Raw genomic sequence first — 17,951 nt, forward strand, 5'->3', positions numbered from 1 at the left:
GAATCACGATGAGCCAGTTAACAACCATACTACTTGAATGGTTTACACCGTTAAAGCAGGCTCTGTTGTTTGCTCAAATTAGCGCGACTTCAATTGGCATTGTGTCTTTATTGATGCTGTATTTGTTTGCAAAGCAGTTATTTTTACCTTCAATCCAAAAATTAGTTATTTATTTCTCTCCAACCACAGCTGGTCGATTAAGTAAGTTGCTAGATAAATTTAACGGCAGACTTGCAATCATGCTCTGTTGTATTGTGTTTATCGGCACTCTAGAGCTCATTTACCCTTTTAATAATTTAATATTGAGTGTGCTAAGAACCTTTGGTCAATGTGCTATGTTGATTTATGGCGGGTTGATTTTTAGCTCAATCATTAGTATTTCTGGTGGTATATACAATCAACTTTCTTTTGCTAAAGATGTGCCAATTCAAGGGCTTATTCAATTAGTTAAGCTGGTCACTTTTATAGTTATCTGCGTATTGCTGGTTAGCTTAATGCTTGATAAGTCGCCAGCTTACATTTTGTCGGGTTTTGGTGCGTTGGCTGCTGTGCTGTTATTAGTGTTTAAAGACACTATTTTAGGATTTGTGGCCAGTATTCAAATCGCCGCTAATCGATTGGTCACCCATGGTGATTGGATCCAAATGGATCAATATGGTGCTGATGGTGAGGTTGAAGATTTAGGCTTAAACATAGTTAAAGTCCGCAATTGGGATAAAACGATTACTAGCATTCCAACTTACGCGTTAATTGCACAGTCGTTTAAAAACTGGCGAGGAATGCAAGAGTCAGGTGGGCGTCGCATAAAAAGAGCGCTAAATATTGATATGCACAGTGTACGGTTACTCGAGGCTGAAACCGTACAGAGCTTACAGCAACATCCTGTGCTAAAAAGCTATTTCGATAAAAATACCGAAGACTTAAGTAGTTTCACCAATATTAGTGTATTTCGTCGTTATGCGGAGTTTTATCTGAAAGTGCATCCCCAGTTAAATCATGGCATGACGCTTATGGTGCGTGAGCTACAACCGACAGCTACGGGATTGCCAATAGAGTTTTACTGTTTTAGTGAAGATCAGCGCTGGATCCCTTATGAGCATTTACAAGCGGATATTACGGACCATTTTTTAGCGGTATTGCCGTTATTTAAACTATATCCGTATCAGCATATTAGTGGGGCTTTGAGTACGCAATCGGGGCAGTAAGGAATACGGTCTGATCGGCATACTCTAAAGTGGCACCTTGAGTAAAATAAACAGGGTATTGCTTGATTAACTTACGTTTAATGACTCTTGGGTAGTTGTATACACCACTTACTTTTAAGCACCAATGCGCTTCGCTGCGTTCGAATGTAATCGTAATTGGTTGATCAACTTTACGATTAAGCAAATAACTTAAATGATAAACACATAAAGGCGGTACTTCTATATCTTCGAGTAACTCTTCTGCGATATCGTCAATGATAATTTCTCCTGCATTTGCAAGGTGCTGCATAAAATGAATAGCTTTAAGTTCATCTTTTAACAAGGTTGTTTCTTGTTTACTGGCTTTTAATTTGTAGCGAAGGAGTTCTGCCAAGTCTGTAATTGAATCACACGCTGCATCTCGGTCTTTATCTATCAGTGCTTCAATGTTATCAAGGCTTTGATAAAGTAACTCAGGTTGAATTTGTTGGGTAAGTAACTTCAAACTCAGCTGTTGGTATTCGGATTCAAGGTGACTGCGCTCTCGAGCACTTAAGGCTAAACGATAACCAATCGCCCAGATGATATTAAGCAGCAAATTAAAGCTAAATAAAGAATAAAAAAGCTCATCTCTTGCTCCGCTCTCGGCTTCCCAAATCATGGTTAATAAATTGATGGGGAAGAATGCGGCTAGGCTTGTTAGCGTAACAGCAACAAAAAATGAAATAACATGGCGATGGGCTATTTTTTTAATAATAGTGCGAGTAATAAAATGCCAGCAAGCTAAAGAGATACAAACAAACAGAACCCAGTCATGGGTATAAATAAAAATTTTACTTGGTTCAACGACAGCCAAACTAATCAATGGAAAAGTACACACCAGCAAAAAGATCACAGCTTGTGCTAGCCAGTAGTCTGTCATTTTAGTCATGTTTTTTCACCGTAAAGGGGATCACTAATGTTACTTGGTAACTGGAACCATCGATAATATGCGATGTGAGTTGGCTGTGTTTACCATAAATCAGGTCGAGCCGCTGTGATAAATTAGCAAGCCCTGTTTTGGTGCCATCAGCTTGGTGATTTGGTTTTATTGGATTTGTGACTTCAAGAGTAAATTTTGCGCGATAAACCCGGGCACGAATGGTGATTTTTCCACCATAGATCAGTGGAGTAATGCCATGTTTTATCGCATTTTCGACAAAGGTAAATAAACTCATACTGGGCAAAATGGCTGCGAGCGCTTTCTGATCGACCAACCAAACAAGCTCTAAACGCTCTTCAAAACGTACTTTTTCAAGCTCTAAATAAAGTTGGCAAAGTTCTATTTCTTTTTCTAGAGTCTGCAAATGCTGTTTATTTTCAAAGTGATGTTTAAATAACGCTCTAAACTGTTGCAAGAGTGTTTTTGCTTCATTAGCATCTTCGTAGAGCATGCCTCGAATACTGTTAAGAGAGTTAAATAGAAAATGCGGGTTAAGCTGGTAAGTTAGAATATCGAGCTGTTGTTGCTTCAATTGTTTTTTAAGTTTTCGTTTGTGAGCAAGCGCCTGATACTGAAGCAAAATTAACGCTAATAAACAGTAAAATAAGCCATGGATAAACATTTCTGCAAAAAAGATCCCAACTCCAGTAGAGTTTTTATATCCCTCCGTTGAATTTCCTAAATGAATACCAAACGAAACCGAGTTGTCATCGTCATTCTTATCCTTTTTTGCTTGTTGGGCGTCTTTATCGGTTATTTGCTTACTTGGTTTAGGCTCAGTCGCTGAGGTTTTTTCGGCCTCAAGTTTAAGTAAAAAAGAACCCGGGGAGCTAATCGTATGTGTATAAGTAGCACTTGCTAGCCCGGTTAAAAAACCAAATGCTAAAGAAAGTAAATAAATGCGCTTACGACTGTTATTTTTTTTATATAGTAGGTAGTTCAGTGGAAAGTAGATGAAGGTACAAGGAAGTACAACGACTTGAATAAACTGGTGCATAAAGCTCAAGCACGCGTTGCTATCTACATCCTTTAATGAATCTGGAATACCAATTGTGCTAAGCGCCAATAAGAGTGTTAAAGACACTTGTACGCAGATTAACACCCGATGCTGGCGTAATAATTTAAACACATTGATTCCTAGAGATTTACTGCTTTATTGTTGGTATTTAGTGCAATAGAACACTTAGTGTAACAAAGGCCAGTACCAAAAACAGTATTTTCATTTTTAAAAATCGTAAACAAATAAAACCAATTAAAACAACTGCAAGATCAGAAGCTTGATGCACTGAGCTGGTGAATATTGGTTGGTAAAGTGCCGCAAGTAAAAAGCCAACTACAGAGGCATTAATGAGTGCAAGTGCTTGGCTAAATTGTGAGTGATTGGCTAATGCCTTCCAGCTATCTTTAAACGTTAATAACAATAAAAAGCCGGGTAAAAAGATCGCAAATGTCGCTATCGTAGCAAAAAGTAGTGGGTTTGCGGGGTGAGCAACGGCCCCTAAATAGGTTGCGAGGGTGAACATTGGACCGGGCACTGACTGGGCAGCGGCATAACCTAATAAAAATTGGTCTTGGTTAAAGTTCGGTAGCATGCTTTGCAGTAAGCTTAGAACCACATGGCCACCGCCAAAAACTAGCGAACCCGCGTAGAAAAAAGCGCTAAAAGTATTGGCAATGTCACCTTGAGCAAAAATAGCAATTAATACAGCAAGTAGAAAAATAAATGCGGGTATTACTTTTGGTCTTTTAATCTTAATTGTTGATGAATGTTCTTTTTTACTGATGATTAAACCAACAATTGCCGCGCCGATAATAATGATTAATTGGGTATAAATATAAGGTGCGAGCAATACAAGGGTTGCGCTGCTTAAGCATGCAATAGCCGTTAATTGCTTGGTACAAAAACTTTTAGCCATTGAAATGACTGCATCAAGCACGATTACCACGGCAAATAATTTTAACCCCAAGGTCGCAGCCTGTAGGTAAGGGTTGGTATCGCTTGGAATAACCGCTAATAAATACAGCAAGATAAAAGAAGGCAATGTAAAACCAAAAAATGCCGCAAGAGCCCCCCCAATACCGGCTCGTTCGTAGCCAATTGCAAAGCCGACTTGGCTTGAACTTGGTCCAGGTAAAAATTGGCTAAAAGCAATTAGTTGGGCGTATTCATCAGGTTTTAACCATCGTTTTTGTTCAACAAATACTTTTTGAAAATAACCCAAGTGAGCTGCAGGGCCACCAAAACTGGTGCAACCTAATTTTAAAAAAGTCATAAATAGAGTGAAATAAGTCATAAGATGGTCTGATGAAATTAAAAACGCTAATATGATAATTCAATCTGTTTAATTTGTTATCAAAAAGTTAGCTTTTATCTTGTTTTACTCATCAAGACAAAGTTGATTTATTATATTAGAATCAAACAGACGCATTTTTGCAAAATATGGATTTTTTGCTCAGCTAAATTTTTAGGTGGTATGAGTGAATAAATTAATCAAACATGTACAGTTTTTATTAAGTGCAATGCTTGGTTTTTATGCGTTTTCTGCAAGCTGTAATACTAATATAAACCCACCCCAACGAGTCACTTTAGGAATATTCCATTCACCTCCTTATTCCTATGTCGATAATACCAGTCGTCCCAGCGGCTTATTGATTGAAGTACTCGATATGATGGCTGAAGAGCTAAATTTCTCTTTGCAGATTATTCCATGTCCTTTTACTCGCTGCTTAAAAATGGTTAAAGAAGGCAAAGTGGATGTATTAGGGGAGCTTATTTATACCCCAGAACGAGCAAAGGATTTTGATTTTTTGCGACCCGCTTATATGGTTTTACATTCATCTTTTGTATTTTACGCCCTCAATAATAGTAATCTCACAGTACAAAACTATGCTGAACTAGCCGATAAACGTATTGCTGTAATGCGCGGTGCTGCTTATTTTTCAAAGTTTGATAATGACCCAATGTTGCAAAAAGTCGAAGTCGATACTGAACGTATTGTGGTGGAAATGCTATTAAAAGGGCGGGTAGATTTGGCTATTTCAGTGGAGGTGACAGCCGATCAGCGCATGGGGATTTTAAATCAACCATCTGGCCTGTTAAAAAAATTAGAATACCGCTATACCGATGAAATCATGGGACATGTGGTAATTTCTAAGCAGTTTGCAGCCACTCCTCTTGCTGATAAGTTTCAGGCAACGTACAAAAAGTTAGCTGAACAGGGGAAATTTGATGACATTTTAAAAAGTTATCATTTACCTCCCATTCGTTTAGCAGCTAAATAAGATATAATCTTTGGGTATCGCTTCATTTTCCATTCAGTTTTTGTTGGTACACTCAAAACATTAACTTATCGGCATTTGCGGTAAAGTTTACATTTAATAATGCAACATTAGGTCTCTAACTATGGCTCTTCGTCTTCATACATTAAAAAAAATTATCATTCCCAGTGTTATTATTCCTTTATTTTTATCTGGTTGTGCGGCAACTAATGCTGAAAAAGGTGCCGCAATTGGTGCTGTTGCAGGCGCTGTACTTGGTAAATCAACCAGTAATCATAAAGACAAGCGTTTGATTTATGGAGCTGCTATTGGTGCAATTGCGGGTGCTGCAGTAGGTAGTTATATGGATAAGCAAGAGCAAGCGTTTCGTGATGAGCTGGCTGGTTCTGGTGTAGAAGTTGTCCGTGAAGGTGATAATTTACGTTTGGTTATGCCTTCAAATATTACCTTTGCGACCGATCAATCGTATATTTCAACGGGTTTTCACGATACGTTAGATGCAATCGCTAAAGTGATGAATAAATACGAAAAAACATTTTTAAGTATTGAAGGCCACACCGATAGCACAGGTAAAACAGAATATAATCAGAATTTATCAGAGCAACGTGCTTTAAGTGTAAAAAATTATTTATTAAACAAGCAAATTTTAGATGTGCGTATTAGTACTCAAGGTTGGGGTGAATCACGACCTATTGCGAGCAACGAAACAAGTTCTGGACGTGCATTAAACCGTCGTGTAGAGATTCAAATTGTGCCTAATAAAGCATAATTTTGTAGATAACTACAGTAAAAAGCCAAAGCTTAGCTTTGGCTTTTTTTATGGCAAAATTTTGAATGTTAGGGCTGATAGGCTGCCTGAATATCTGGTGCTTTACACGAAATTACCGTGACATTTTCGTAGCCAACTCGTTTAAGTTGCTCTGCGCTTAAACAGGCACGGGCAGATGTTGCGCAGTGTAAATAAATTGGCCGAGTTTCATCTTTTTCTATCTCGATCAATTTCATTTCTAATAAACCGCGAGGAATATTAATTGCACCATACGCGGGCATTGCAGCGTGCTCAGCAGGCTCACGCACATCAATTAATAAACCATGATTTTCAAGCATTTCAGCTTTAGCATCTACAGCGCTTATTTTGCGAATATGGGCTGAAACTTCAGTAATAAGATCGGGAATTGACATCAACATAATTAGTCCTTTAAACCAAGTGAGCGTAATAAACTAATCATAGGGCACCATTTAGAAAATGCCGATTGGATTAGATTTAAAGCAATAAATAGAGTGAAAAAGGTCCAATATGGGTGAACAAAGTAACTTAATAAAACCGATACAATGATCATAAAGCCGGCTATTAGGCGAAGTGCATCATTTACATTCATGGTGAGTCCTTAAGTGCGTGAGTTAAAACGGTTGACTAAAATTAGTATATTAGAAAATATTAAATTAGCAACTTCTAATATTAGACAATTCTAATGTAATTGCTATACTAGCGCTAACAATGAAGAGGCTAGTGATATGCAACTTGATATAAAACAATTAACCAACAATGCCGAACAAGCTGAAAGCTTTTTGAAATTATTAGCAAATAAAAATAGGCTGATGATTTTATGTACCTTGTTACAAGGTGAGTTGAGTGTCGGCGAGCTCAATAATTTAGTGCCGCTGGCTCAGTCTGCATTATCGCAACACTTGGCGGGGCTGCGTAAATCGGGTTTAGTGAGCACTCGACGAGAGGCGCAAACAATTTATTACCGAGTTGATGATCCTCGTGTTGCCGCTATTTTAACGCAGTTGTATCAAATTTTTTGCCAAGGAGGCGAATCATGAGTGGCTTAACACATCCAGTTGATAAGCTGATTGCCCGCTCGCTCTCTGGGGCGATGCCAATGTTTATTTTTATCCTTGCTGTATTATTGGGCATGTTAGCTCTTAATTTTACGGCGCGTGAAGAAGAGCCGCAAATCGTTGTGCCTATGCTTGATATTATGGTTGATGTACCAGATATTGCAGCAAGCCAAGTTGCACGGCAAGTTACTACGCCACTTGAAAAGTTACTGGCGCAAATTCCGGGGGTTGAGCACGTTTATTCGACCACCCGCCAAGGGCAAGCTGCTGTTACTTTGCGTTTTCATGTCGGTGAAAATCGCGAAGACGCTATTTTAAATACTTACAACAAACTTAATGCTAATCAAGATCAAATGCCTAGCATAGTAAAAAGCTGGCAAATTAAGCCGATTGAAGTTGATGATGTGCCGATTATGATGTTGGGGTTATGGAGTGATCAGCCTCAACTTTATAATGATTATGAGTTACGTCGTTTTGCCGATGAAATCACCATTCAATTACAAAAAATCGCCCAAAGCAGCGAAGTAAAGGTGATAGGTGGGCGTAAACGCCAAGTACAAGTGATGCTTGATGCAACAGCAATGGCTGCACGTAATACCACCATGATTGATGTACTTAATGCGATATCGGTTTCAAATCAATTACAGCAAGTAGGTAGCCGAACTGCGCAAGGTCAGCAGATTATTATTGAAGCTGGCGATGTGCTGCGCCACAGTAGTGAATTAAATAACCTTGTGGTTAATGTCATTAATGGCAAAGCTGTTTATTTAAAAGAAGTTGCTACTATCACCGACGGACCAAGCGAGCCCAATAGTTATCAATGGCTCAGTTATGCCTCCTCCCACCCAAATAGTGCACAATACCAAGCCGATTATCCGCTTGTTACTATTAGCATTGCAAAACAAGTCGGCAGTAATGCCGTTGTGTTAACTGAGCAAGTACTAGAACAAACGGCATTGCTGAGTCAGCAAATATTACCAAAAGAAGTGCATTATCAGGTCCTTCGAGATTATGGCGCTACGGCGGATGAAAAAGTAAATAATCTCACCTCAAGTTTGGCATTTGCCGTTTTTACCGTTGTGATTTTTGTTGGCGTATTTTTAGGCTGGCGCCCTGCAATTGTTGTTGGTCTTGCTGTGCCTATTTGTTATGGCATAACCTTATTTTTAGATATGAGCATGGGTTACACCATTAATCGCGTGACTTTGTTTGCCTTAATTTTATCGCTTGGTTTATTGGTGGATGACCCGATCACTGGTATTGATAACATTAGTCGCTTTTTAAAACGCAGTGGTGATAAAACCAATAACATTGTACTGGCAATGGCTGAAATTCGTGGTGCGCTAGTAATGTCCACCATCACTATTATGCTAGCGTTTATTCCGCTTGCTTATATTACTGGCATGATGGGCCCATACATGGCACCAATGGCATTTAATGTGCCAGTGAGTGTAATGGTATCAACTGCGGTGGCATTTTTTGTAACCCCTTGGTTGGCCCTTAAATTACTTAAACCTAATGAAGCCCTTAGCAGTGATGAATTAGTCGAAAATGGCGGCTGGTATGGCCGAATACTTAGCCCATTACTTGCTAATCGTCAGCGCGCTAAATACACCTTATGGCTGGTATTAGTATTGTTTGTGATAAGTGCTGCATTACCTATTTTTAGAACTGTGCCGCTAAAGTTATTGCCATATGACAATAAAAACGAGGTGCAAATATTAATCGATATGCCTGAAGCCGCAACGCTTGAACAAACTGCGGCGCTTAGCCAGCAAATCATCAGCACCTTAAAACAGTTACCTGAAGTGACGACTTTTGCCGCTTATGTTGGTGAGCCATCAGCGATTGATTTTAATGGCATGGTGCGTCGTTACTATCAGCGAGTGGCACCAAATTTAGCTGATATTCGCATTCTATTATTGGATAAAACCGAGCGTGAACATCAATCCCATGCCGTAGTATTGCGGATGCGTGAGTTATTAGCGCCCTTAAATAAAAATGGTATTCGCATTAAAGTGGTTGAAGTACCACCTGGTCCGCCAGTGCTCAGTACTTTAGTTGCCGAGGTTTCAGCGCTTCCTTTTGTAAGTGATGAAACCCACCAAGCAGCAGCGCATGCTGTGATGGCAAGGCTTAGCAGAGAAGCGCATATTGTTGAAATAGATTCAAGCTTGATGAGTCCACAAAAACTACAGCGCTTTGTTACTAATCAAGAAAAAGCTGCTCTTTCTGGCATTGCAAATCAAGATATTAAACAAACATTAGCCTTGGCAAGTGGTGAGGCGATTGCGGGCATTATTCATGAACCAAGCGAAATTGAGCCACTTGATATTGCATTAAAACTACCGTACGAGCAGCGTAATCAACTTGAAAGTTTATTAAGTCTGCAAGTAAAAGGCCGTGCCGGAATGAGCCAAACTCAGCAAGGGTTAGGCCTTGAAAGCGCGCCGCAACCTTTGGTTGCTTTGTCAGAGCTTGGGCAATTTAGTGATCATATGGTTGAGCAGATTATTACTCGTAAAGATTTAAATAATGTTATTTATGTTTTTGCTGAGCTTAATGGCCGCACCCCAGCTGAGGTGATAAGCGACTTAAGTCATGATTTAGTTGATAGCGAGCAGGAAATAGTGCGCTCAGAACTCACAGCATGGCAAGACCGTCATTATTTAAATGCAGGCGCCGATGATTGGTGGCAGTTACCTAGCGGCACCTCTTTAAGTTGGAGTGGCGAAGGTGAATGGCGCATTACCATTCGGGTGTTTCGTGATATGGGCATTGCATTTGCCTTTGCGTTAGCGGCGATATTTGTTTTGTTGCGCATTCAAACTCAATCGGTTGCGTTATCACTCATTATTATGTCTGCAATCCCATTAACCATAATAGGAATTATGCCGGGCTTTTGGCTTATGAATCAGTTTGGCGAACGCTTAATTGCGGGCAGCCCGGAGCCAGTTTTATTCACTGCGACAGCCATGATAGGCATGATTGCACTTGCGGGGATTGTGGTACGAAACTCCTTGATTTTGGTTGAATTCATTACTCTTTCACGGAATCAGGGCATGGCGATTAAAGAGGCTTTAATTCAGGCTGGGGCTGTACGTATGCGCCCAGTATTATTAACCGCAGGCACAACATTATTGGGGAATTTAATAATCACACTCGACCCTGTATTTAGTGGGCTTGCGCTCGCGATTATGTTTGGCATTATCGCCTCGACCTTATTTTCGTTATTTGTTGTGCCGTTAGTTTATTTTTTAGTATTTGTTGAGCCTGCTCGTGAACTTGCTCAATCAGAGGAGTCTTAATCATGTCTATACAAGTTAAAAATAAGTGGTTAATGCCTGTTGTTGCGATCGGGTTATTATTGGTGTTGATTGCTATGATGGCGGATTTATTTAGCGACAAAGTATCGCCAGACAATACCGTTGCTCAGGTATCCTTTACGGGTAAAACACAAGTTGTAACAGTGCAAGCGGTTGAGCAAACAGAATATGTTCCGGCCACGGTGATCGCCAAGCAAAATACTGTGATTTCGAGTCGAATTTTGGCGCCAATCAAAACGTTTGCGGTACGTGCCGGGCAAGTTGTAGAGCAGGGTGATTTACTGATTGAGCTTGAGGATGGTCAATTAAAAGCGCAAGTTGCGCAGGCTAAAGCACGCTTAGACGCAGTCAATAGTCAACTCGCTCAAGCGCAATTACAGCTTAATCGCGCGATCACGCTGCGTGAGCAGGGTTTAACCGCAATTAACGATTTAGATGTTGCTAAAACTAATTTTGCCGAGCTTCAAGCGAGTCGAAATAGTGCAGCAGAGCAACTAGAGCAAGCACAGGTGGGGCTATCTTACAGCCAAATACGTGCCCCAATTGCGGGTAAGGTGGTTGATCGTATGGCTGAACCTGGTGATACCGTAAGTCCTGGGCAGGTGTTGTTATCGATTTATAACCCACAGTCATTACAAATTGAAGCTGCGGTGCGTGAGCAAAAAGCGGTGAGTTTAAAACTCGGCCAGTCGTTAGCTGTAGAAGTCGCCTCGCTTAACATTAAGGGGCAAGCAAGGGTTGCTGAAATTGTACCTGTCGCTGATAGTAGTGCACGTAGCTTTTTAGTGAAACTTGAATTTGCTAATGATGTAAGGTTAATGCCTGGTATGTATGCCAGAGTTAGTTTACCGAGCAGTAGCGAAACTCTAGTTGTGATAAACCCTCAGCTCATTACGCAATTTGGGCAACTTAATATGGTTAAAGTATTAAATAATAATCAGGTTGAGCGTCGATTTATTCGTACAGGGATCGTGCTTGGAGAAAATAAAGTGGTTGTTTTATCGGGTTTAAACGCTGGTGAACTTCTCGTACTTGAAGAGTAAAAAATTTAAAAATCAATATATTAAAATGTATATACAACAAAAGAGCCTGCTTTGCAGGCTCTTTTACTATTATAAAAAAGTTGCTATTTCATCGAGATCTTTTTTCACTAAAGCATGCTCAGGAATAGTCGCGTTTTCAGCTGGATAACCTGCAATCAATAACATATACGGGCGTTCGTTATCTTTATCACGGCCACAAATATCACTTAAAAAACTCATTGGTTTAGGTGTATGCGTTAAGGTTACAAGGCCTGCGTGGTGCAGAGCTTGAATTAAAAAACCAGTCGCAATGCCAACACTTTCATGGACATAGTAGTTGGTGTTTTTATCTTCAGCATGGATACCGCCTTTTTTCTGACTAAAAATCGCAATCAGCCAAGGGGCGTGTTCAAGGTAGGGTTTATTTGCATCTGTACCTAAAGGTTTAAGTGCATCTAGCCATTCATCACCAGCACGACCTTGATAAAATGAGCGTTCGAGGTCTTCGGCTGCGTGGCGAATTTTTTGTTTAGTTTCTTGGCTATTAATAGCCACAAAGTGCCACGGTTGATGATTTGCACCACTTGGCGCTGTGCCAGCTGCTTTTATACAGGCTGCGATAATTTCTTTTGGCACAGGCTTGTCTGAAAACGAGCGGATTGAATGACGGCGTTGGCTGTTAGCTAAAAATGACTCGGCTCGTTCGAGCATTTCGGTTGTCGGGTATTCAATATAATCATTAAGTGGCTGGTTTTGATGTGTTTGCATGGGCTTTTCGCTTCTCATTAGTCAAGATGATGTTGATTTTATACCTAGCTTAGTGACAACTGACAAGTACAAAATCTAGGTTAAACACTCTAAAAACCGCAACGTTCAATACACTTTAGCAATACCATTTATCACTTTTATTAACCGTTAATCATCTAGCTAAGGTTTTATCTTTTTACCGGGTTTAAGCTCTTGAGCGAAATTCACTCTATAAAAATTACAATGAGAGGTAGCTACGAATGTTGAAAATTGAAGGCTTATCAAAAACCTATGATAACGGAGTTAAGGCGCTTAATAATGTTAACTTAACAATACCTAAAGGAATGTTTGGTTTGCTCGGGCCAAATGGTGCAGGAAAATCATCTTTAATGCGCACCATTGCAACGTTACAGCAAGCGGATGCGGGCAGTATTAAATTTGCTGAGGTTGATGTCTTAAACGATCCGCAAGCATTGCGCCAGCGACTAGGTTATTTACCACAAGACTTTGGTGTTTATCCTCGTATTAGTGCTTATGAATTACTTGAACATATGGCTATTTTAAAAGGATTGAACAACAAAGCTGAGCGTAAAGAAGCCGTTGAGGGGTTGTTAGCGCATACCAACTTATATCAACATCGTAAAAATGCCGTGAGTGGATTTTCAGGTGGCATGCGCCAGCGTTTTGGCATTGCCCAAGCTTTATTAGGTAATCCCGATTTATTGATTGTTGATGAACCAACCGCAGGGCTTGACCCTGAAGAGCGTAATCGTTTTCACAACCTGTTAGTTAGTTTAGGTGAAGAAAAAGTGATTATTCTTTCTACTCACATTGTGGAAGATGTGACTGAGCTGTGCCCAAAAATGGCAGTATTAGCATCAGGGCAAATTATTCTTGAAGGTAACCCTGTTAGCCTCACCAATGAGCTGCAAGGCAAAATATGGCGAAAAGCCGTGTCACAACAAGAAGCGCAAGAAATTGAAGCGGCGATGCCGATTATTTCAAAGCGTTTATTTGCCGGTCAAACGATTGTCCATGTGATGGCAGATGTGCCACCACAAGGGTTTGAAACTGCGCCTGCAAATCTTGAAGATGTCTATTTCTCTACGTTACATAAACACAGACGTGTGGCATAAGGGGGCGTTATGTTAGCTAAAATGTTTATGTTTGAATGGCGCTATTTTGTGCGCCAGCCTTCATTTTATGTCACCAGTTTGATTTTTTTCTTACTGACCTTTTTTGCTACAGTCAGTGACAATGTGCGTATTGGTGGTGGCGGCAATGTTTTATACAACGGGCCATTTTCGATTGCGCAAACCTTAGTGATCATGAGTTTGTTTGCCATGTTTTTGGTGGTCAATTTTGTTGCGAGCACCGCTACGCGCAACGATACCAGTAAGATGTCCGAGTTACTTTACAGCAAACCAATTAATCCTTTCACCTATCAATTAGGCCGTTTTTTTGGTTCTTTTGCTGTGGTATTAACCGTATTTAGTTTTGTGCCACTTGGTATTTTACTCGGTACGCTCATTGGCGGAGCAACTGGCTGGGTAGATGTTGAGCGCTTAGGTGAAACACACTTAAGTTATTATTTCACTGCATTCTTTTATTTATCTGTGCCAACATTGTTTGTTTTATCGTGTTTCTTTTATGCGGTAGCAATACGCTTTCGCTCAATGATGGCGGTGTATTTATCGGCCGTTGCGCTGTTTATTCTTTATACCATTTCGGGGCAGTTTTTATCTGAACCAGAATACCGTACCTTAGCTGCATTGGTAGACCCTTTTGCTTTTAATACCTTGGCTGAAGTGACTCGTTACTGGACCATGTTCGATAAAAATAATACTGCTATTGAGATGTCAGGAGTCTTGCTAGAAAACCGCGCATTATGGGCGGTAATTGGCATTGTCATCATGGCGCTGTTTGGTGGATTTAGAAATCTTGAACGTTTACCTAAAGGCAAAAAAGTTAAACAAGCTAAGCAAACTCAAAGCGATTTTTCGCAGCTACTAGGTAGTAATGTTAGTCATCGTAGTGGGCCAATTGATAACGTGAGTCAACTCATTCATCGCACTAAGTTTGAAATTAAACAAGTGGTATTCAGTGCGCCATTTTTGATTTTAGGTGCGTTAACTATCTTTTTATTGGTTGCCCCTTTAATTGACCCACAAGGCATGTTTGGTACACCTAATTGGCCATTAACTCAAATCATGGTTGAACTAATAGCAGACTCAACCGGGATGTTGATGCTGATTGTACTGGCTTATTACAGCGCAGAAATTGTGTGGCGTGAGCGTGGTTCGGGCATGGGTGACATTATTGATTCTATGCCTGTTAAAAACATCACTTTTTGGTTATCAAAACTAATTGCGATTTGTTTGGTGATGACGCTACTGTATGTGTTTGGCTTGTTAGTCACCATCAGTAATCAGTTTGTTCAAGGTTATAGCAATTTTGAACTTAGCCAGTATGTTATAAGTTTGGGATACGTAAACTTAGTGCCTTTGTTTATGACGGCTGTACTTGCGTTTTTCCTACAAGTTGTTAGCCCGAATAAATATGTCGGTATGATGCTGTTTGTTTTATATATCATCAGCACCATAGTGCTCAGCAATTTTGGTTTTAGCCATAATATGTTCCACTTTAGTCAAGCACCTGCTGTTTTATATTCAGATATTAATGGTTATGGCACTTATTTAACCGCGCATTCGTGGTATTTAGTCTATTGGGGGGCTTTTACTGTGGTATTGGCCGCTTTAGGCTATGGCCTTTGGCATCGTGGTCCGGCGCAGTCTTTAAAAGTGCGCTTAAGTCATTTGGGTTATCAATTAGCGCCTGCGGGTAAAGTGGCGGTCGCGGCCGGCTTAGTCGTTTTTGTTACATCAGGCAGTTACATTTATTACAACACGCGAGTGCTCAATGAGTTTATGGTGCAAGATGACCGCGAACAGCTACAAGCTGATTATGAGAAAAAATATGTGCAATATAAAGACGCACAAATCCCAACAATTACTTCTACCAAAGTAAATGTCGATATTTATCCATATCAACGCAGGCTTACTGCGCAAGCGGATATTGTGGTCAAAAATACTTCAGATCAAGTTATTGAGCGCTTTTTGGTATCACGCCCGAGTGACTATGTTCGCCAATGGGATGTAAAAATTGATGGCGGCAACATTGTTAAACATGATACACAGTTTAATACTGGGTGGTTTGAGTTTGAGCAGCCATTACAGCCCGGTGAAACCCGTTCTGGCCAGTTAAGCGTATCGCGTGAAAGCCATGGTTTTACCGATGGAAATGAAGACGTTAAATTGGTTCAAAACGGAACGTTTTTAAATAACTACGAGTTATTTCCTAACTTTGGTTACAGCGAAAACTTTCAGCTACGAGATCGTCACAAACGTCGTCAACACGATTTAGAGCCGCTACAGCGTGCAAATAAGTTAGAAGATTCAGCCTATTACAATGAGAGCTTTTTTGGTAAAGGGGTTGGTTTTATCGACTTTGAAGCAACCATCACTACAGCCGAAGATCAATTTGCGATTGCGCCTGGTTATTTGCAGTCTGAATCGGTAGCCAATGGTCGTCGTACATTCCATTATAAAATGGATGCCCCTATGGTGAACTTTTATTCGGTGATGTCGGCAAAGCTTGAACGTAAACACGAGCAATACAAAGACATTGATATTGAAGTGTATTACCACAAAGATCATGGCATGAATGTCGATAGAATGATTGAGTCGGTACGTGATTCAATCGACTACTTCACGGCTAATTTTGGGCCGTATCAGCATAAACAAATGCGTATCATCGAGTTTCCAGGTTATCAATCATTTGCACAAAGTTTTGCTAATACTGTGCCTTACTCTGAAAAAATTGGTTTTATCACCGATTTACGAGACCCTGAAAATATTGATCCTGTGTATTATGTGACCGCTCATGAAGTAGCTCACCAATGGTGGGGGCATCAAGTCGGGGCTGCGAATGTGCAAGGCAGTGCCATTATTTCTGAAAGTTTGTCGCAATATAGTGCGTTAATGATTATGGAGAAAAAATACGGTGAAGATAAAATCCGTAAGTTTTTAAAATATGAGCTAGACCGTTATTTACGCGGCCGTACGGTAGAATTACTTGAAGAAATGCCACTTATGCGTAGCGAAGATCAGCAATATATTCATTACCGCAAAGGCTCAGTGGTGATGATGTCGCTTAAAGACCGCTTAGGTGAAACGCGATTAAATCATGCATTAAAAGCGTTTTTAGCACATTATCAATATCAAAGTTCACCTTATCCAACGACGTTAGACTTAATGGCGTATATCAATCAAGATACAACAGAAAGTGAAAAACAGTTTGTTAGTAACTTATTTGAATACATAACGTTATATGATTTAAAAACTACGGATGTGGCAATAGCAGAGCAAGTTGATGCTAACGGTTTTTATGATGTCACTTTAACCGTTGAGGCCAAATTACAACGTGCTAATGGCCAAGGTAAAGAAACCGAAGTTGCCTTTTCGGATAAAGTGGATATTGGTTTATTTAATGCCGATCCGGATGATTTAACCGTCGGTAGCAATGTCTTGTATTTAGAAAAACATACCATTAAAAGCGGTACCAATGTTATTAGTATAAAAGTCAAAGAAAAACCGCTTTATGCAGGAGTCGATCCCTTTATTAAGCTCGTTGATCGCGACAGTGGAGATAACATCAAAAAGTTATAACCATAGATAAACTTGTTTAGTTAAAGCAACAATCAGCAGTTTTTTACTATTGATTGTTGCTTTTTTATTGGGTGTTTTTGATTAGTGATCGGTTAACTTTAGGTAATAACTTTTAAATTGGTCTTCTAGCTTATACCCCAAAGAGAGGTAAAGTTTTTGCGCTTCAGTATTGGTGTGATGAGTTTCTAAGGTTAAGCTGGTAGCCGCGGTTTCGATAGCCATGGCTTTGGCTTTATCTAATAGAGCCTTACCTACGCCTTTACCGCGACATGACTCTAACACAAATAAGTCGTTTAAAATCCAACTGCGTTTTGCCGAAATTGATGAAAAAGAAGGGTATAACTGGACAAAGCCACAGATTTTGTTGTCATCCTCTTTTGCGACAAATATGACAGACTCATTTGCTGCAATACGCTCAGTCAAAAATGCTTTAGCTAAATTATGATCACTTGGCTGGAGGTAAAATTGTCTATATTGATCAAATAAAATTGCCAATTCACTAATGTCGGGTAAATAGGCACGTTGGATAATCATAAATCACACCTTGATTAAAATATCAAAACTCTAAACTGCAAATGCAGTTTAACCCTTTCCTTTTAACTTTGTTCTACTCTAGCGCTGTCTATGGATTGAAGACAAGATAAATAAATGGCTATTTTTTAAAGTGGAATGTTACAAAATACTTTTATCACATCAAAAGCTGTTTGCGACAAATAGTTAACAAAGGGTGGTATTTTTGACTAAAAAGTAAGGGGTAAAACCAATAAACAGGTTCGTTGGTTATTTTTTATAATGCGAATGCAAGCAAATGTGTCAGTGGTTACAGCTAGTGATATTTG

The 17,951-nt window shown here is 39.8% G+C and carries 15 protein-coding genes; 8 read left to right on the forward strand and 7 right to left on the reverse strand.

Features of this window, described 5'->3' with window-relative positions; all coding sequences use genetic code 11:
- Window positions 1-2: 2 nt before the first annotated feature.
- Entirely contained in the window at window positions 3-1,205 is a 1,203-nt protein-coding gene (locus PTUN_RS01070) for a mechanosensitive ion channel family protein (RefSeq protein WP_040644061.1), read from the forward strand.
- Here the strand turns inward: PTUN_RS01070 and PTUN_RS01075 are convergent.
- Genes PTUN_RS01075 through chrA form a run of 3 tightly spaced genes read right to left on the reverse strand, consistent with a single transcriptional unit; the run spans window position 1,171 to window position 4,460 of the window.
- Window positions 1,171-2,115, reverse strand: coding sequence for a histidine kinase (locus tag PTUN_RS01075; RefSeq protein ID WP_009839137.1), 945 nt, complete (start codon window positions 2,113-2,115; stop codon window positions 1,171-1,173). The two genes, PTUN_RS01070 and PTUN_RS01075, sit on opposite strands and share 35 nt — an antisense overlap.
- The gene (locus tag PTUN_RS01080) at window positions 2,108-3,295 is read right to left on the reverse strand and encodes a sensor histidine kinase (protein WP_009839136.1); all 1,188 of its coding nucleotides are present in this window, start codon (window positions 3,293-3,295) and stop codon (window positions 2,108-2,110) included. Before PTUN_RS01080 ends, PTUN_RS01075 begins: the two co-directional genes overlap by 8 nt.
- A 37-nt stretch (window positions 3,296-3,332) precedes the next feature.
- On the reverse strand, window positions 3,333-4,460 hold the full coding sequence (gene chrA, locus PTUN_RS01085) for a chromate efflux transporter (protein WP_040644035.1): 1,128 nt from the start codon (window positions 4,458-4,460) through the stop codon (window positions 3,333-3,335).
- Window positions 4,461-4,644: 184 nt separating this feature from the next.
- Here chrA and PTUN_RS01090 point away from each other — a divergent pair, with 184 nt between their 5' ends.
- Together PTUN_RS01090 and PTUN_RS01095 are read left to right on the forward strand one after the other, a co-directional pair.
- Complete coding sequence (locus PTUN_RS01090; protein WP_009839134.1) at window positions 4,645-5,448, forward strand: substrate-binding periplasmic protein; 804 nt, start codon at window positions 4,645-4,647, stop codon at window positions 5,446-5,448.
- A 121-nt stretch (window positions 5,449-5,569) separates the two neighbouring features.
- Window positions 5,570-6,214 (forward strand): YiaD family glycine zipper/OmpA-like lipoprotein, encoded by a 645-nt coding sequence (locus tag PTUN_RS01095; RefSeq protein ID WP_009839133.1) that lies wholly within the window; start codon window positions 5,570-5,572, stop codon window positions 6,212-6,214.
- 68 nt (window positions 6,215-6,282) lie between these two features.
- On the opposite strand, the gene PTUN_RS01100 is transcribed toward PTUN_RS01095, so the two are convergent.
- Window positions 6,283-6,633: a rhodanese-like domain-containing protein gene (locus PTUN_RS01100; protein WP_009839132.1), complete on the reverse strand. Its 351-nt coding sequence runs from the start codon at window positions 6,631-6,633 to the stop codon at window positions 6,283-6,285.
- Window positions 6,634-6,635: 2 nt separating this feature from the next.
- The gene (locus PTUN_RS01105; RefSeq protein WP_009839131.1) at window positions 6,636-6,824 is read right to left on the reverse strand and encodes a YgaP family membrane protein; all 189 of its coding nucleotides are present in this window, start codon (window positions 6,822-6,824) and stop codon (window positions 6,636-6,638) included.
- Window positions 6,825-6,960: 136 nt separating this feature from the next.
- Between PTUN_RS01105 and PTUN_RS01110 the strand changes: the two genes are divergently transcribed.
- Genes PTUN_RS01110 through PTUN_RS01120 form a run of 3 tightly spaced genes read left to right on the forward strand, consistent with a single transcriptional unit; the run spans window position 6,961 to window position 11,659 of the window.
- Window positions 6,961-7,272, forward strand: a complete 312-nt coding sequence (locus tag PTUN_RS01110) for an ArsR/SmtB family transcription factor (RefSeq protein WP_009839130.1) — start codon at window positions 6,961-6,963, stop codon at window positions 7,270-7,272.
- Complete coding sequence (locus tag PTUN_RS01115) at window positions 7,269-10,598, forward strand: efflux RND transporter permease subunit (protein ID WP_009839129.1); 3,330 nt, start codon at window positions 7,269-7,271, stop codon at window positions 10,596-10,598. The genes PTUN_RS01110 and PTUN_RS01115 overlap by 4 nt, the downstream gene beginning before the upstream one ends.
- Before the next feature lie 2 nt (window positions 10,599-10,600).
- Complete coding sequence (locus PTUN_RS01120; protein ID WP_009839128.1) at window positions 10,601-11,659, forward strand: efflux RND transporter periplasmic adaptor subunit; 1,059 nt, start codon at window positions 10,601-10,603, stop codon at window positions 11,657-11,659.
- A 69-nt stretch (window positions 11,660-11,728) separates the two neighbouring features.
- Here PTUN_RS01120 and PTUN_RS01125 read toward each other — a convergent pair whose 3' ends face one another.
- The gene (locus tag PTUN_RS01125; protein ID WP_009839127.1) at window positions 11,729-12,406 is read right to left on the reverse strand and encodes a nitroreductase family protein; all 678 of its coding nucleotides are present in this window, start codon (window positions 12,404-12,406) and stop codon (window positions 11,729-11,731) included.
- 239 nt (window positions 12,407-12,645) lie between these two features.
- On the opposite strand from PTUN_RS01125, the gene PTUN_RS01130 reads away from it, so the two are divergent.
- Window positions 12,646-13,521 carry an ABC transporter ATP-binding protein gene (locus PTUN_RS01130; protein WP_009839126.1) on the forward strand — a complete coding sequence of 292 codons (876 nt, stop codon included), beginning with the start codon at window positions 12,646-12,648 and terminating at the stop codon, window positions 13,519-13,521.
- A 9-nt stretch (window positions 13,522-13,530) separates the two neighbouring features.
- On the forward strand, window positions 13,531-17,112 hold the full coding sequence (locus PTUN_RS01135) for an ABC transporter permease/M1 family aminopeptidase (protein WP_009839125.1): 3,582 nt from the start codon (window positions 13,531-13,533) through the stop codon (window positions 17,110-17,112).
- An 81-nt stretch (window positions 17,113-17,193) separates the two neighbouring features.
- Here PTUN_RS01135 and PTUN_RS01140 read toward each other — a convergent pair whose 3' ends face one another.
- Window positions 17,194-17,646 (reverse strand): GNAT family N-acetyltransferase, encoded by a 453-nt coding sequence (locus PTUN_RS01140; protein ID WP_009839124.1) that lies wholly within the window; start codon window positions 17,644-17,646, stop codon window positions 17,194-17,196.
- Between the last annotated feature and the right edge of the window lie 305 nt (window positions 17,647-17,951).

Source organism: Pseudoalteromonas tunicata, assembly GCF_002310815.1.
GTDB classification, from domain to species: Bacteria; Pseudomonadota; Gammaproteobacteria; order Enterobacterales; family Alteromonadaceae; genus Pseudoalteromonas; species Pseudoalteromonas tunicata.

What these genes read in the sequence shown, in the direction of transcription:
- PTUN_RS01140 (WP_009839124.1), bottom strand. Translation starts at nt 17,646, where the DNA reads ATGATTATCCAACGTGCCTATTTACCCGACATTAGTGAATTGGCAATT.
- PTUN_RS01135 (WP_009839125.1), top strand. Translation starts at nt 13,531, where the DNA reads ATGTTAGCTAAAATGTTTATGTTTGAATGGCGCTATTTTGTGCGCCAG.
- PTUN_RS01110 (WP_009839130.1), top strand. Translation starts at nt 6,961, where the DNA reads ATGCAACTTGATATAAAACAATTAACCAACAATGCCGAACAAGCTGAA.
- PTUN_RS01105 (WP_009839131.1), bottom strand. Translation starts at nt 6,824, where the DNA reads ATGAATGTAAATGATGCACTTCGCCTAATAGCCGGCTTTATGATCATT.
- PTUN_RS01130 (WP_009839126.1), top strand. Translation starts at nt 12,646, where the DNA reads ATGTTGAAAATTGAAGGCTTATCAAAAACCTATGATAACGGAGTTAAG.
- PTUN_RS01100 (WP_009839132.1), bottom strand. Translation starts at nt 6,633, where the DNA reads ATGTTGATGTCAATTCCCGATCTTATTACTGAAGTTTCAGCCCATATT.
- PTUN_RS01120 (WP_009839128.1), top strand. Translation starts at nt 10,601, where the DNA reads ATGTCTATACAAGTTAAAAATAAGTGGTTAATGCCTGTTGTTGCGATC.
- PTUN_RS01115 (WP_009839129.1), top strand. Translation starts at nt 7,269, where the DNA reads ATGAGTGGCTTAACACATCCAGTTGATAAGCTGATTGCCCGCTCGCTC.
- PTUN_RS01125 (WP_009839127.1), bottom strand. Translation starts at nt 12,406, where the DNA reads ATGCAAACACATCAAAACCAGCCACTTAATGATTATATTGAATACCCG.
- PTUN_RS01075 (WP_009839137.1), bottom strand. Translation starts at nt 2,115, where the DNA reads ATGACTAAAATGACAGACTACTGGCTAGCACAAGCTGTGATCTTTTTG.
- chrA (WP_040644035.1), bottom strand. Translation starts at nt 4,460, where the DNA reads ATGACTTATTTCACTCTATTTATGACTTTTTTAAAATTAGGTTGCACC.
- PTUN_RS01095 (WP_009839133.1), top strand. Translation starts at nt 5,570, where the DNA reads ATGGCTCTTCGTCTTCATACATTAAAAAAAATTATCATTCCCAGTGTT.